The following is a 15,640-nucleotide window of genomic DNA, read 5'->3' as shown; positions in this document are numbered from 1 at the left end:
GCTTCGGCATAGGAGCAGAGGCGGCGGGCACGGGCACAGGCCAGAGCAGCGTAGGCTGTCATGAACGCAGTGCCGTTGACGAGCCCGAGCGCATCGCGCGCATCCAGGTCGATGGGGGCAAGGTCGGCCTGCGCCAGGGCCTCGGTGGCGTCAATGCGCGTCCCGTTGGCGCGTAGGCAGTGCCCTTCGCCCATGAGAGCCCGTGCCACAAACGCGAGCGGGGTGAGATCGCCACTGGCCCCCACCGACCCTATGGATGGTACAGCAGGCACCAGGTTGGTGTTAATAGCTTCTTGTAGCGCTCGTATTACGGGCATGCGAATGCCAGAGTGCCCTTGGGCCAGGGTGTGCAGGCGCAGCATCATGAGGGCGCGCACCACGGGGCGGGGCGTGAGCGGACCGGTGCCAGCGGAGAGGTGGTCGACGAGACTACGGGCACGGGCTGCGGACGTCCCTGCGCTTGCGTGATCCACCAGCGGGCCAAACCCGGTGGTGATGCCATAGATGGGGGTATCGTTGTCCTGTAGTGTATTCAGCGTATCGCGGGCCGAAGCACAAGCGCTCTCGGCGGCAGAAGTGAGCACTGTTGACCACGAAGGCGTATGGGCAAACTGCTCAACGACAGCAGCGGGAAGCGTGACGTTAGGGCCCATTGCAAGCGGAGAACGAGAGGAGGGCGTCATGAAGTGAGGGAAGACGAGTGCGGGGAAACGCGATCTGATACGTAGCTTTGAAGCGCCGACCGGTCAACGGCGCCCTTCGACGTGGTGGGCCAGTCGTTTGGAGGCACGAAAAGGGTTGTCTGAAGCCGGTCTTGGAGCGATTTTAGATGCGGGCACACCTCTTCATCTGCAGGGCGATGTGCGGTAGAGTCGTCCCAGCAGAGGGCTACAGCAAGATGAGAACCGTCGGGCGTCCAGACAAAGACGTCGTGGGCCCCGTCGAACGCTTCTTTGAGGCGCGCCTCAATGGGGCCAGCATGGACCATGCGTCCGTTCATAAGCTTGAAGGCATCGTCGGTGCGTCCCTGAAAATAGAGGCCGTTGTTGCGGCGTTCAGCACGATCGCCTGTGGGAACCCATCGGTCGGGATCCAACTGCGCGAGGCCGTTGGCGGTCCACTGCCCGATGCATGCGTTTTTGCCCTGAAAGAGGAGCTGGCCCTGGGTGTCAATACGAACGGTACAGCCAAGGGGGCGGCCAAGGTAATTGGGGGCCCACACGCCGGGGTCGCCCAGTGCAATGCCAGGGCTGGCTTCGGTTTGGCCATACCCGACCCGCAATGAGGTCTGGGTGAGAGCCTCAGCGAGGGGAGCGCTAACGGGGGCACCGCCCACAATGCCTCCATCAAGTGACATGAGAAACGAGAGCCCGTTGTCGTGATCGAGCAGGCGCTGAATGGTGAGGGGCACAGCACAGAGATGGGTGGCGCCCCACGCGTCGCGTAAATCAAAGAGGGATGATGCCGAGCGCCCACCTTCTGGGTCGCGAATAATCTCGGCACCGGAGAGTAGGGCCGGAAGCAGGTCGAGCACCAGGCCAAAGGCATGCGACCATGGAAGCACCGAGAGGACCCGGCTGTGCTTGAGTTTGAAGTACGGCAGGTGGCTTGCTAAGACCGAAAGGACGTTCGCATCCGAAAGCGCAAACCAGCGGGCTGCGCCAGTCGTGCCCGACGTGCGCAGCAGAAAGCGTGCTTCGGGCGTGCGTTCGGTGGTCGGGGGGCGCAAGGTATCGGGCGGACCGAGGGGGCCGGCGCATCCGTCGGGGACCCACGTGTGCGATGTATTGGCAGAGGGGTGGATGATAGCGCGCGCATCCAGCTCGTGAACGAGCTTGGGCGAGGCATTGGCCGGAGCCAGCGCAATGGTGAGGCGCTGCCAGAGAGCGGCTACAAGCACCTGCACGAAAGCGGCAGAGGGCGGCATGGAAATTACGATGCGGTCGCCGGGTTCCAGGTTTGCCTTGCGAAATGCTTCAACCCATAGCCGCGAACCGGTCCAGATGGATGCAGCAGGTGTGATAGCCCCTTCGTCGATGAATGCGGGTACGGCTTGGTCGCGTAGACAGTCGTACAAAAGGGAGTGCCAGGGATGGGGCTCGCCCGCCACCGCGCTACTTAGCGCGGTGCGGCAGGCGTGCTCGGCTCGAGGTGCTCGTGCGGTAGACGATACACATGTACCGTCGGGCCGAGAAGTATGAGAGGAACGGCGACAGCGCGACATCAAACAGGGGGCAAATCAGTAGTTAGTGTACAACATTCGCAGCCACGTGTACGCAATAGGTGGGGAAGCGCGTTCAAACAAAAAGTACCCTTCACAGCTATGTTACAGCAGTTTTTCACAACGTAGAGCGGGTGTCGGAGCGGCTCTTAGGAACTGAAGCGTATGGGAGCTGATGCACCGGTTTATGAATGAGATAATTCAAAAGCATCGGCACGGTACCCAGCGAAGACGTGCGCAGCAAGAGCTATGCGTACACAGAGGGCAGCTTGGAGGTGGGTGAGCAGAATGTGCTGACGGAGGTGTGAGAGGGGGGAAAGGAAGGGCAGGGCGATAGTGTCACGTCAATCCTCATTTCGAAGATCATCCTGAAATCACCCCCCACAAAGTCTGTCATGGTGAGCAAGGCCCCAACTCCTGTCGCCGCGACCGTTGTCGGGGAGACCATTTTCGCAGTGTGCAGCGGACGCTGTTCGGGACGGCACGCGCATCCATCTCGGCTCGACTTGCGGAATTACAGTCGACATAGCACCAGGTCGGGGCTTGCTTGAAGACGGCAGCGGAGCCAGATCTAAAACTTCTGCACCATGATCCAGTTGTCGCCGCGTGTGTCGCGGTAGAGGTGGATCGTAACGAGCGTGGGGCGCATCCGGTACGTATACGTGTAGGTAAACGTCTCGTCGAGATCGCTTTTGTGAAGGCCCTTCTTGAAACGTCCTCGGAATAGCCGGTTGTTTGTGCAGGGAGCCACCTCCGTAAAGAAGTTTTGGCCGACGGCATCCTCGGGGAGTACACCACTTAGCTCCGACTCGTACTGGTTGAAAAACAGAATCTCTCCGTCGTCATCAACCTGGATGATACCAAAGTCAACTTGGTTGAGTGCATCGTAGGAGGCAGCGGCAAGCTTCTCGTCGAGCGCATCGTCCTGGAACGAGAGCGTTACGTCATCTGCTTCTTCGTTCAGTGTTTCTGCATCGGAGCGCTCTCCAGCAGCGTCGTCAGTGGAGGGGGCGTCATTCGGTGAGCTGTCGGTAGACGCATCGGTGGTAGGCGCATCGGCAGCCTCGTCTTGCGCTTCACCGTTGAGCGATGCAGCTTGCTCGTCAGCGTCTAACGGGTTGGATTCGTCGGGGGAGGAAGCCATGCGCGTGCTACGGGAATGCGTAAAAGAGTCTTAAAGATCATCATTAACTATACAGACCACCCTCGCAAATATCAACACAAGCTGTAGTGACTTAAGCGTTAGGTGCGACGCGAATTCTATGTTTTGCGGACGCGTTACAAGACGTTGTCTGCTGTTATGCAAGGTGGATTCATGTGAAACGGGTAAATAGGCGGTACCGGGCGTGCAGGTGTGGTATTCAGATCTTTCTCGGACGTATAGGGCAAAATGAGCAGTCGGAATCTCTTTGCGGATCTTGGATCCCCGTTTCCGACAGCACGGCATCCAGCCGTTCTTTTTTTGTTGGGTCTAGTGAGTCTCACCACCACTGTCATCGGTCCACGGTGCATGCGTACTGGAAACGCCGCATTTCGCTGATGCGTTATGGATGCAAGTACGCGCACTGCCTGCGCCTTCCTGTTTGTGTTTTTTTTCCGGTCACATCTAACGCTATGAATCGGTCGCTTCGCATTGGGTCGGTTGCCGGAATTGGCATATTTCTGCATTGGACGTTCCTGCTTCTGGTAGCCGGGCTGGCGGCGTTTCTGTACTATCAGGGCGAAAGCCTGAGCACGACGCTTCACATCATGGGACTGATGGGCGGGCTGTTTGGATGCGTGGTGCTGCATGAACTGGGGCATGCACTAACAGCAAAGTTCTTTTCGGTGCCCACGAAAAGTATTACGCTTTACCCTATCGGGGGGCTGGCCCGGCTGGAGCGGCTGCCTGAGGAGCCGATCAAGGAGTTTTGGATTGCTGTGGCCGGACCGCTTGTTAATATCGTCATTGCCATCCTGCTGGCGATAGGACTGGCCGTGACGGGAACGACGATGGATATTGGGGCGGCGTACACCATTAATGCTCATGCCGGGGCTACGCTCATGTGGTTGAACATTGGACTGGCTATGTTCAACATGTTGCCTGCTTTTCCTATGGATGGCGGACGGGTGCTACGGGCGCTGTTGGCTATTCGTTATGATTACGCTCAGGCTACACAAACCGCTGCTCGCGTTGGGCAGGCCATGGCGGTTGCGTTTGGGCTCATTGGCATCATCGGGTTTAACTTTATATTGCTCTTCATCGCCCTTTTTGTATACATTGGAGCACAGCAAGAGTCGCAGCACGCTACGTTCCGCGCTGCTGCGCGTGACACGCCAGTGCGCGAGGCGATGATGACGCGCTTTGGTATTCTTACCCCTGATTCCACACTGGGCGATGCAGTGGACGAACTCTTAGCCGGAACCGATCACGACTTTCCGGTTGTCGAGCAGGGGCGCGTACGGGGAATCTTGAGCCGCAAGCAACTGATCGAAGGATTGCGCACTTATGGCCGCGACCACCGCGTTGCCGAAGTTGTCACGGCTCCTTGTCCAACAGTCACCCCAGGCATGATGCTCGATGAAGCATTCCAGACCATGCAGCAGTCAGAGTACAGTACGATACCAGTTGTTGAAGACGGTGCGCTGGTCGGGCTCCTCTCGCTGGAAAACGTAGGCGAACTGCTCATGGTGCGGTCGGCCCTGAAGCATCCCGACCAACCTTCTGTTCGTCCACTACAGTAAGGCAATGATGAGCGGGTAGTGAGCACCCCCTAAGTGATAACCCTCCTGATAACAATGTTGACTGAGCCGGACGGTACCAAAAGCGTTCGGCACAATTCCTTTCGTTTGGCCTCGCCGTTGCCGCTGCAGGTGCCCGCGCCGAGTAGCGCTCCCAGCACCGAAAGCATGCGGTATAGGTTCTTCAGTGACCGGCACATTTCCTGTATCACTTAGCATTGCACCGTTACCGAGGAGCGCAATCTGCCCAACCGTGGGGATACAGCTGGTTGGTAGCGCTTTCATTCGCAAACAGATAACGCAACGCCCTATCGGTTTGTCAATTGAACCGGTAGCTTCTTTCCGTACAGGCTACCTCAACCAACCGCCCCATTTTCATGGATCGTCGTACAAAAATTGTTGTCACGCTGGGTCCGGCGAGTAACGACCCCGAAACTATCGAACGGCTTGTGGCTGCGGGCATGGACGTAGCGCGCATGAACTTCTCGCACGGAAGCCACGAGGACCATGCCGAGCGTATCCGCATGGTGCGCGAGGCTGCGACTGCACAGGGGCACGTGGTGCCGATTCTGCAGGACCTGCAAGGCCCCAAGATTCGCGTAGGCACCATGAAAGACGGCTGCGTCTTCATCGATAAGGGCGATACGCTCACCCTCACCAACAAGCCCATGGAAGTGGGCACCGCAGAGCGGGCACGCATCGACTACGACACGCTGGCCGAGGATGCCGATGTGGGCGGACGCATTTTGCTCGATGATGGGCTGCTTGAGCTCGAAATTACCGACATCACCAGTAGTGGCGATGTGGTAACTCGCGTGGTTGAGGGGGGCCCGCTGCGTTCCCGCAAAGGCGTGAACTTGCCCAACATCCGCACATCTACGCCGTCGCTCACCCAGAAAGATATCGACGATCTTGAGTTTGGGCTTCAGATGGATGTAGACCTGATCGCACTCTCGTTTGTGCGCACGCGCAGCGATGTGGAAGCGCTCACCCGTCGTATCAAGGCTGCCGACAAGAACGTGTCGGTGATCTCTAAGATCGAGAAGCCCGAAGCCGTCCACCAGATCAGCGACATTCTGAAAGAGACCGACGGCATCATGGTGGCGCGTGGCGATTTGGGGATCGAGATGCCAATGGAGAAGGTGCCGAGCACACAGAAGGACCTGATTCGCAAGAGCCTGGCCACGGCTAAGCCGGTCATTACAGCCACGCAGATGCTCGAAAGCATGATCGAGAATCCGCGCCCCACGCGCGCCGAGGCCAGCGATGTAGCCAACGCCGTGCTTGATGGCAGCGACGCCGTTATGCTCTCTGGCGAAACCGCTGTCGGAAACGACCCGGTACGCGTGGTGGAAGCCATGAACAAGATTATCCGTGAAGCCGAGTCGCATTGGCAAACGGACCGAAAATCGCTCTCGCAGGTGCCCGAGCATCTGGAGCGCACCGAGAGCGTGACCAATTCCGTCAGCTTTACCGCCTGTCGACTGGCCGAGCAGGTAGGGGCGAAAGCCATTGCGTGCCTCACGAACTCGGGGGCCACAGCCCGTTCCATTGCCCGCCACCGGCCCAGCATGCCCATCTATGCGTTTACCGATAACGAACGTGTGGTGGGGCAACTGGGGGTTTTGTGGGGAACAAGGAGTTTTTACATTCCCTTCCAAGAAGACACCGACCGAGGTATCGCGCGGGTGCACAGCGTGCTGCGTGATCGTGAACTTGTTGAACCGGGCGACCTGATTGTGATGACAGCAGGTATGCCGCTTCCTGCCCGTGGGCGTACCAACATGGTGCATGTAGGGCGCATCAAGTAAGACAGGTGCGTGTGCTGCTGCTAAATGGCACAACGCAAACAAGTTAAGGCACGTAGTTGGGTCCAGGGTATCCCGCGATAGGGCTTGCTTTGTTCGGTATGAGTGCCCGTTTGGTAGTGGCTACAGGATGCAGCTTCAGGGCACAGGAGCGCAGGGTACAAGAGCATTTCTGGGCCTGCCAGATTGACGACGCGTCACGGGCGCTGTATCCATAGCTTTCGTTTTCTCGTTGCCACCGGTCTTCCCCGGAACGCATCGTATGTCGATATGGCGCTGGCTTACTGTGGGGATTGGCATGCTCGCCCTGGGGAGCATGGCAGCCGGGTGTTCGCCCGATTCAATGGTTGGAGGGCGCGTCGACAATTTTCGAGCGTTCTACAACACCTTCTACAATGCCCAGCAAGATTTTGAGCAGGGCATGGAGTCCGTGCGTGAGCAAAGCCACGCGCTTGATCCCGACCGTTTCGCCTCCATCTTTCCCGATCCGGATGAACAGGTCGACCGCGGCGCTTTCGAGTCGGCTATCGACCGCAGTGCAGATGTTTTGCGTGAGCACCCCCAGTCGAAGTGGGTTGACGATGCCCTCATGCTTATCGGGCAGTCCTACTTCTACCTGAACGAGTTCGGAGCCGCTGCTGAAAAGTTCGACGAGGTCATTGCGTTGGATGACGAGCGCGCCTCGGAAGCTTGGTTCTGGCTTGCGCGAACGCGGGCCAGTCAGGGGGATGCAGAGCGCGCCGCTGAGCAAGTGCGAGTAAGCATCGAACGCGACGACCTGAACGATCCGTGGCGCAGCAAACTCTGGCTTGTAGCCGCCGAACTCCACGTTACACAAGGCGCATGGCCGGATGCACTTACGGCGCTTGATACAGCGCTTCAGGGCGATCTTCCCCGGACGGAGACCACACGAGCCCAGCTGCTGCGCGGACAGATCTTTGAGGTGCGCGAAGACTATGCCGCTGCCGCGCGGGCCTACCGCGCTGCCACCGACGCTCGCGAGTTTGAAGTCGCACTTGCCGGCGAAATGGGCGCCCTTCGCGTGCAGGCTCACACAAGCAACGACCCCGAACTGGTTGATCAGGCCAACCTGCTCTCACGCAACGACCGCAACTTAGAGCAGCGCGATGCGCTCCGCGTACTCGAAGCGTATCTGCATGTGCTGCAAGAACGTCCGGATGAGGCGCGTCATGCGTACCAGGAGCTACTGCACGGCAATGAACCTATTGAGGGCGATCTGCAAGGCCGCGCGTACTACCAGATGGGGGTGATGTACCGCGACATCTGGAACGATTACGAGACAGCTGCCGCATATTTCGACTCTTCCGCAACCAGGCTTTCCACCCGCGAGCGTGACTCGCTTCGGCCCGACCCTCCCACCGCGTTGCCTGACGTAGAGGACCTGGCGGAGCGATACGGAGCGGTTGCCGAGCAGCAAGCTCGCGTAGCCCGTTACGATTCGCTCCTCACGCTTGGGGCACTCCCAGACGATGAGTTTGAGGCGCGGATTGAAGAGTTGGTCGAGGCCGAGCGCCAGGCGCAGGCAGAAGCTGAAGAGCAGGCAGCCGAGGGCCGCGAGCAAGGGGGCGGGTTTCAAGCACCGGGGCAGGCCCCCGGTCAGGACGATGGTACGGCGCGTGAGCAAGCCACCGAGATTGCTGCCGATGCCGCCAGTGAAGAGGACGGCTTTCTGTTTCACCGCGATCCACAGCGCGTGCAAGAAGGACAGCGCACTTTTCAACGGCGCTGGGGATCGCGCGACCGAGCTCCGTTTTGGCGATATGAAGACATAACCCCCGACAGCGACAGCGCCGAAGCACCCACCATTGCCGAATCGGGGGAGGTCGAGCCGGATGCACAGTCCGAAACAAATACATCGACAGAGGCCGCGGAGGGGGAGCCATTGGACAATACCGAGGACGCGCAGACTGAGGCGGAGGCAACCGCAGCGCAAAGTGGGATTGACATCGAGGAGGTGCCACGTACCGAGGCCCAACAAGAAGCGATGCGCGAAGAGCGCGTGTGGGCCTGGTATGAACTGGGCAATGCGCTACTTCTGAATATCGAACAGCCTGACTCGGCCCTGGTCTGGTACGAACGGGTACTGTCTGAAGCGACGGACCACCCGGTTCACGACCGCGCTCTGTATGCACGCGCGGAAGCCTTGGAAGCGGCTGGGCGGCCCGGCGAAGCGCAGGCCCAGTACGAATCCCTGATTGAAACCCAATCCGACTCGCCATTTGCACAGCGGGCACGAACGCGCCTGGGTCGAGAAGATACCGTTGTCGTATCCGACAGTACGCAGCAGGCCTTCCATGCATACAACGCTGCACAAGCGCTTGCCGAGGCAGACAACTGGGAAGCGGCCCTCCACCAATTCACAGCCCTTACGCAGACGTACTCGCGCGATACCGCCGTTGCCCCGCGTGCACTGTGGGCCATGGGGCAGGTGTACTTGCAGTGGCACCGCCGCGACAGCACCGCCGCCGAGCAGGCCCTTGGCGTAGCCATCGATACGCTTGGCGTAGCTGCCGAGCCAACCGCCGATTCAGCCTCGACCGCGGACGATGCGCCGCAGGAAGCCCCGCGCAGAGCCCCCGAACAGCAGCGTCCGCCAGTGCCCCAGGCTGAAGGCGACACGACCACTGTCGATAACAGATCGGCATCAGACGAGGATGATGAGGCGGATTCTGATGATACACGTTCTGACGACGAACAGCCCCACCAGGCTCTACAGGCCCTCATGCAACATCTGCAGAACGAGTTTCCGGATACGCCCCAGGCCAAGCGTGCCCAACGCCTAACGCAGGCCCTAACCGAGACCGATGCGTCCTCAGAAGACGATGACCCCGACGATGACCCCGACAATGAGGCACCTGCACAGGAACTTCCCACGCCCCGCACCTCGTCGGAGGGCAACGATTAGCCATAGAAACGACCAACGATTCGCAAACATAACAGCGCGGACGGAACCGAACGGAAGAGGCTCGGGTTCGGGCACGCTGCGGTTTGAGGACACGCTGCTTTTGCATCTGCCCAAAATGTTGGTATCCCTCTTCTCATGAACACGCCCAACGATTCCTCCAAGCGTCCACCAGGTACGGAGGGCTCGTCCTCTCGCATCCTGTATGCGATCTATGCTGCCGTTTTCGTAGGGCTGGCCATTCACCTGTTGCTCTACTGGGGCCAAGACAGCGCCGCAGAGATCAGTTACAGCACCTTCCTCGACTATGTGGAAGACGGATACGTGGAGCGTGTCGAGATTGTAAATGATCGGCAGATTGAGGGGCGCTATACAGAAACAGCCGTGGCCGACAGTGCTGTAGCGCTGGCCGTTTCCGTGCCGAGCGACGATGCGCTGAGTGATCCAGAGGCCGAGGCCCGCCGCTTCATCACCACAAAGCCCGCCGACCACGAGCTTACCGACGTACTGCGCACATACAATGCCGAGGCCGCTTCGCAGGAAGCAGCTATCGAATTTACCGCACGCACCGAGCAGAGCTGGCTTGACAGCGCGTTATTTTGGATACTTCTGTTTGGCGCTATCATTGTAGTGTGGGTGCTCCTGTTCCGGCGCATGAATCCCGGCTCGCAGATGCTTAACATCGGCAAAAGCAAAGCGAAGCTGTTCGATGCCTCCGAAGAGCACTCGGTTACGTTTAACGACGTAGCCGGGCTGGATGAAGCGAAAGAAGAAGTAGCTGAAGTCGTGCACTTCTTACGTGACCCAGACCGCTTTACACGGCTGGGAGGAACCTTGCCCAAGGGCGTGCTGCTTGTGGGGCCACCAGGCACCGGCAAAACCCTGATGGCGAAAGCGGTAGCGGGAGAAGCAGGGGTGCCGTTCTTCTCGATATCGGGCTCCGATTTCGTTGAGATGTTCGTCGGTGTAGGAGCCTCTCGCGTGCGCGACCTATTCAAAAGTGCAAAAGAGAAAGCCCCATGCATCATCTTTATTGACGAGATGGATGCGGTGGGACGCACACGTGGGGGCAACAACATGCCCGGTGGCAACGACGAGCGCGAAAATACGCTCAACCAGCTACTGGTGGAGATGGACGGCTTCGACTCCGACCAGGGGGTCATCATCATTGCCGCCACAAACCGCCCCGATGTGCTCGACTCTGCACTGCTACGTCCGGGTCGCTTTGACCGCCAGATTATGGTGGATAAACCCGACCGGCATGCCCGCGCCGAGATTTTCGCGGTACATATGCAAACGCTCCTGTTGGGGGACGACGTAGACGGGGACGTGCTGGCGCGTCAGACTCCGGGATTTGCCGGCGCTGAAATTGCAAACGTATGCAACGAAGCCGCATTGCTGGCCGCACGCAAGGAGAAAGAATGCGTAGAGATGGACGACTTTGCCCAGGCTATTGACCGTGTGGTTGCTGGGCTGGAAAAGAAAAACAAAATCATTGCGCCAGAGGAGCGAAAAGTCATTGCCTTTCACGAAGCCGGGCACGCCATTACGGGCTGGTTCTTAGAGCACACCGATCCGGTTGTTAAGGTATCCATTGTGCCACGAGGGCTCTCGGCACTGGGATACGCACAGCATCTGCCTGAGGAGCGGTATCTCTACTCACGCAATGCACTGCTCGACCGGATGACCATGACCATTGGCGGACGCGTAGCTGAAGAAATTGTGTTTGGTGATGTGACGACTGGTGCGCAGAACGATCTGGAGCGCATCACCAAAATGGCCTATGCAATGGTTGTTGATTACGGCATGAGCGCACGGGTCGGACAGGTTAGCTTCAACCAGTCGGGACAGAACGACACCCCCATGTTTGAGCGTCCATACGCCGAATCTACTGCCGAGATGGTAGACGAAGAGGTGCGTGCGCTCATTGCCGAAGTAAATGACCGGGCACATGCGATGCTCATGCGGAAGCGGTCCCTGCTTGATACCATGGCCGAAGCACTGCTTGACCGCGAAGTGCTCGGGCCCACGGAGCTTGTAGAACTGTTGGGCGAGCGGCCCCACGGCACATACGTTGAAACAGCCAGTGGGGGCGATACGGCCCAGTCGAAGTCTCCACCCGAACCCGGCCCCACAACGTCGTAGGCTGTTCTCGCCTATCTCATCAATCCCAAACGGACTCCCAAAGCCAGCGATGAACCGACGCACGCATTTGGAATGCACACGGACCACACAAAATAACGAAACCCAGTGACGCGCGGTAGGTTACGACATGATGTGCAAATGGCGCAGGCCAAGGTTGGTCTGAGCCAGGTACGTTGCCAATGAGAGCGACAGGCGAGGGCTTCTCGCCTTTTTTTGTGAACGTACTTAAAAGACCAATCGATACACCGGTATGTATCGGTTGTGAGGTTTGGAAGGGTCCGTACAGAGGATGTATGCCGGTAATGTTCTTTTAACGATCTCTTTGCGGTCGTTTGTGAACACCCGGACTCTTCTTACTTATACCTTTAGCCTGTGAAGACAGGTGGCCGCCTTTGTGCGGCATGCGCTGATGTGATCGACTAACCGTGACGGTACCGTGCCTACAATACAGCAACTGATTCGTAAAGGGCGTTCTTCGAAGCCGAAGAAAAAGACGGCGCCTGCTCTTGAAAACTCGCCCCAGCGGCGTGGCGTGTGCACACGTGTGTACACTACGACGCCAAAGAAGCCGAACTCGGCGCTTCGTAAAGTGGCGCGTGTACGGCTGACCAATGGAAACGAAGTGACGGCCTACATCCCAGGTGAGGGACACAACCTGCAAGAGCACTCCATTGTGCTGGTGCGTGGTGGGCGTGTGAAAGACTTGCCGGGTGTGAAGTACCACATTGTGCGTGGTGCACTGGATGCTGCTGGCGTTGAGGACCGGCGTCAAGGGCGTTCGAAGTATGGTGCGAAGAAGCCCCGTAGTTAACTGTAGCAGAGCAGCCCGCACTCCATAGGAGGTGGGATGGCTCGTTTGTTCAACAATGCATAGGTGTTATGGCTCGCGATAAGGCCGCAAAAAAACGCACAACCCTTCCTGACCCCATCTATCGTGATGATCTGGTGTCGCGATTTGTGAACTCGATCATGCGTGATGGCAAGAAAAGCCTGGCGCAGCGCATCGTGTACGATACGTTTGACGTGATTGAAGAGCGCACTGGCGAGGAAGGCATTGAGGTCTTCAAGAAGGCGGTGAACAACGTAGCGCCGCTGGTTGAGGTGCGCAGCCGTCGTGTTGGCGGAGCCACCTACCAGGTGCCCATTGAGGTGCGCCCTGAGCGGCGCGTGACGCTCGCGTTCCGCTGGATCATTCAGTACGCCCGGGCACGGAAAGAGAAAAGCATGGTGAACCGCTTGGCCAGTGAGCTGATTAATGCAGCCCGCGGCGAAGGCGGCGCCGTCAAGAAAAAAGACGACACGCATCGGATGGCCGAGTCGAACAAAGCCTTTGCCCACTTCCGGTTCTAATTCTGCGGAGGTAAACGCGCCCCCGCTCTGCATGCAGCTTCGGCTGTGCCGCAGCGCTGACCGAGCCCAACGGGCCGGTGTCGGCCTCCCGAGTACGCAACAACAGATTTGTTATGGCTACCCAACGAAACGAGAGCTTCCCGCTCGACAAAACCCGCAACATCGGCATTGCCGCGCACATTGATGCCGGCAAGACCACGCTCACTGAGCGTGTCCTGTTCTATACGGGACGCATTCACCGCATGGGAGAAACCCATGAGGGGGCGTCTCAGATGGACTGGATGGACCAGGAGAAGGAGCGCGGCATCACTATTACAAGTGCGGCGACGACCTGTTACTGGGACGACCACCGCATCAATATCATTGACACGCCAGGCCACGTTGACTTTACGATTGAGGTGGAGCGTTCGCTCCGCGTGCTCGATGGAGCCATTGCGCTCTTTTGCGCGGTAGGTGGTGTGGAGCCGCAGTCGGAGACGGTCTGGCGCCAGATGGACAAATACAATGTCCCGCGCATCGCGTTTGTCAACAAGATGGACCGCACCGGGGCCGATTTTGAAAACGTGATTGGGATGATGGAAGATCGCCTTAGCGCGAATCCGATTCCGCTGCAGTACCCAATCGGTGCCGGAGAAACCTTCCGAGGCGTCATCGACCTGATCGAGAACAAGGCCGTCATCTACGACGAGGAGTCGCAGGGGATGGATTGGAACATCATTGAAATCCCGGATGACCTGAAGGGGGAAGCCGAGAAGTGGCGCATCCGCATGCTTGAAGCGGTTGCTGAATACGATGACGAGCTGCTCATGAAGTATCTCGACGGTGAAGAAATTGCTGCCGAAGAGATCCGAAAGGTAGTGCGCATGGCCACACTAGAGCGCGATATTACACCTGTCTTTACAGGCACCGCGCTCAAAAACAAAGGCGTACAGCGTCTGCTTGACGGCGTGCTGAACTACCTGCCGAGCCCGCAAGATGTGCCGCCGGTGGAGGGTTTCCATCCGCGTGACAAAGAAGAGAAGCTGATGCGTGGGCCCGATGAAAACGAGCCGTTCAGTGCCGTCGCATTCAAGATTGCCACCGACCCGTATGTCGGGAAGATCACGTTCATCCGCGTGTACAGTGGTACGCTTGAAACCGGCACCAAGGTGTACAACGCAACCTCCGACGAGATGGAGCGCGTGGGCCGTCTCATGTTCATGCACTCCAACGACCGCGAGGACGTGGACATGGTTCGGGCGGGCGATATCGCCGCTGCGGTGGGTCCGAAAAACCTGAAAACAGGTGACACCATCTGTGATCCGGACGACCCCGTCGTGCTGGAATCGATGGAGTTCCCAGAGCCGGTGATTCGTATCGCCATCGAGCCCAAAACCAAGGCCGACCGCGACAAGTTGACGAGTGGCCTGATCAAGCTTGCCGAGGAGGATCCAACATTCAACGTATCCACTGATGAGGAAACCGGCCAAACCCTGATTGCAGGGATGGGCGAGTTGCATCTCGAAATTATTGTAGACCGCCTGAAGCGCGAGTTTAAGGTGGAAGCCAACGTAGGTCGCCCGCAGGTGGCCTACCGCGAAGCCATTACCGCTACGGTCGATGAGCACTATGTGCTTAAGAAGCAGACCGGTGGACGTGGCCAGTTTGCCGAGGTCTACATGGAAGTCGGGCCGAATGAAGATGGAACCGGCTTCGAGTTTGAAGACGAAATCGTTGGTGGAGCCATTCCGCGCGAGTTCATCCCGTCGGTTGAGAAGGGCATCAAGAGCTCGCTCGATCAGGGCCCGATTGCTGGATACCCAATGGAGGGCGTACGAGTGCGCCTCTACGACGGTGAGTACCACGACGTGGACTCCGACCAGAACTCGTTTGAGATTGCTGGCCGCATGGGCTTCCGCGATGCAGCTCGCCGGGCCAATCCCGTCCTGATGGAGCCGATCATGAAGGTCGAGGTTATCACGCCTGATGAATACATGGGCGATGTGATTGGCGACCTGAACAGCCGGCGAGGACAGATCGGGCAGATGGGGCAGCGCAACGATGCGCAAGTCATCAACGCGCTGGTTCCGCTCTCCGAAATGTTCGGGTACTCAACCGATCTGCGCTCCATTACGCAAGGGCGCGCCATCTACACGATGCAGTTTGAGACCTACGAGCCGGTGCCGAAAGACATCGCACAGGAAATCACAGACCAAGACACGGTCGACGCGGCGGCATAAGCGTGCTGCCAGCAGCATGGGAATCAACAGATCAACAGACTAACACGAGACCAAGGTAACCAGTTATGGCGAAGGAGGCATTTGAGCGGAAGAAGCCGCACGTAAACATTGGGACGATCGGGCACGTCGATCACGGGAAGACGACGCTGACGGCAGCGATCACGAAGGTGCTGGCCGAGCAGGTGGGCGGCGCAGCCGAGCGGACGTTCGACTCGATCGACAACGCGCCGGAAGAGCGCGAGCGCGGGATTAC

11 protein-coding genes are annotated in these 15,640 nt (G+C 58.5%); 8 read left to right on the top strand and 3 right to left on the bottom strand.

The window, feature by feature from the left end; genetic code table 11:
- The 3 genes from R6U20_RS09930 to R6U20_RS09920 all read right to left on the bottom strand — a co-directional run.
- Positions 1 to 683 (bottom strand): aromatic amino acid lyase (locus tag R6U20_RS09930; protein WP_410337700.1); only part of this gene is annotated, 683 nt, incomplete at its 3' end.
- On the bottom strand, positions 680 to 2,077 hold the full coding sequence (locus R6U20_RS09925) for an AMP-binding protein (protein WP_410337699.1): 1,398 nt from the start codon (positions 2,075 to 2,077) through the stop codon (positions 680 to 682). The genes R6U20_RS09925 and R6U20_RS09930, both read right to left, overlap by 4 nt.
- A 715-nt stretch (positions 2,078 to 2,792) precedes the next feature.
- Entirely contained in the window at positions 2,793 to 3,365 is a 573-nt protein-coding gene (locus R6U20_RS09920; RefSeq protein WP_410337698.1) for a PAS domain-containing protein, read from the bottom strand.
- 470 nt (positions 3,366 to 3,835) lie between these two features.
- On the opposite strand from R6U20_RS09920, the gene R6U20_RS09915 reads away from it, so the two are divergent.
- The 8 genes from R6U20_RS09915 to R6U20_RS09880 form a co-directional block, all read left to right on the top strand.
- Complete coding sequence (locus R6U20_RS09915) at positions 3,836 to 4,945, top strand: site-2 protease family protein (protein ID WP_410337697.1); 1,110 nt, start codon at positions 3,836 to 3,838, stop codon at positions 4,943 to 4,945.
- A gap of 374 nt (positions 4,946 to 5,319) precedes the next feature.
- Positions 5,320 to 6,753: a pyruvate kinase gene (gene pyk, locus R6U20_RS09910; protein ID WP_410337696.1), complete on the top strand. Its 1,434-nt coding sequence runs from the start codon at positions 5,320 to 5,322 to the stop codon at positions 6,751 to 6,753.
- Positions 6,754 to 7,012: 259 nt separating this feature from the next.
- Positions 7,013 to 9,676, top strand: a complete 2,664-nt coding sequence (locus tag R6U20_RS09905) for a tetratricopeptide repeat protein (RefSeq protein ID WP_410337695.1) — start codon at positions 7,013 to 7,015, stop codon at positions 9,674 to 9,676.
- A gap of 135 nt (positions 9,677 to 9,811) precedes the next feature.
- A complete protein-coding gene (ftsH, locus tag R6U20_RS09900; RefSeq protein ID WP_410337694.1) occupies positions 9,812 to 11,818 on the top strand; it encodes an ATP-dependent zinc metalloprotease FtsH in 2,007 nt (668 codons plus the stop codon).
- 436 nt (positions 11,819 to 12,254) lie between these two features.
- Complete coding sequence (gene rpsL / locus R6U20_RS09895; protein WP_098061967.1) at positions 12,255 to 12,629, top strand: 30S ribosomal protein S12; 375 nt, start codon at positions 12,255 to 12,257, stop codon at positions 12,627 to 12,629.
- A 68-nt stretch (positions 12,630 to 12,697) separates the two neighbouring features.
- The gene (rpsG, locus tag R6U20_RS09890; RefSeq protein ID WP_410337693.1) at positions 12,698 to 13,168 is read left to right on the top strand and encodes a 30S ribosomal protein S7; all 471 of its coding nucleotides are present in this window, start codon (positions 12,698 to 12,700) and stop codon (positions 13,166 to 13,168) included.
- 113 nt (positions 13,169 to 13,281) lie between these two features.
- Entirely contained in the window at positions 13,282 to 15,387 is a 2,106-nt protein-coding gene (fusA, locus tag R6U20_RS09885) for an elongation factor G (protein WP_410337692.1), read from the top strand.
- 65 nt (positions 15,388 to 15,452) lie between these two features.
- Positions 15,453 to 15,640: GTP-binding protein (locus R6U20_RS09880; RefSeq protein WP_410337691.1), on the top strand; the 188-nt coding region annotated here is incomplete at its 3' end.

Origin of the sequence: Longimonas sp. (assembly GCF_046498435.1) — a bacterium.
In the GTDB taxonomy this organism is placed as follows: Bacteria; Bacteroidota; Rhodothermia; order Rhodothermales; family Salinibacteraceae; genus Longimonas.
Note: the sequence above shows the minus strand (reverse complement) of the source record. Positions and strands in the feature narration are given on the sequence as shown.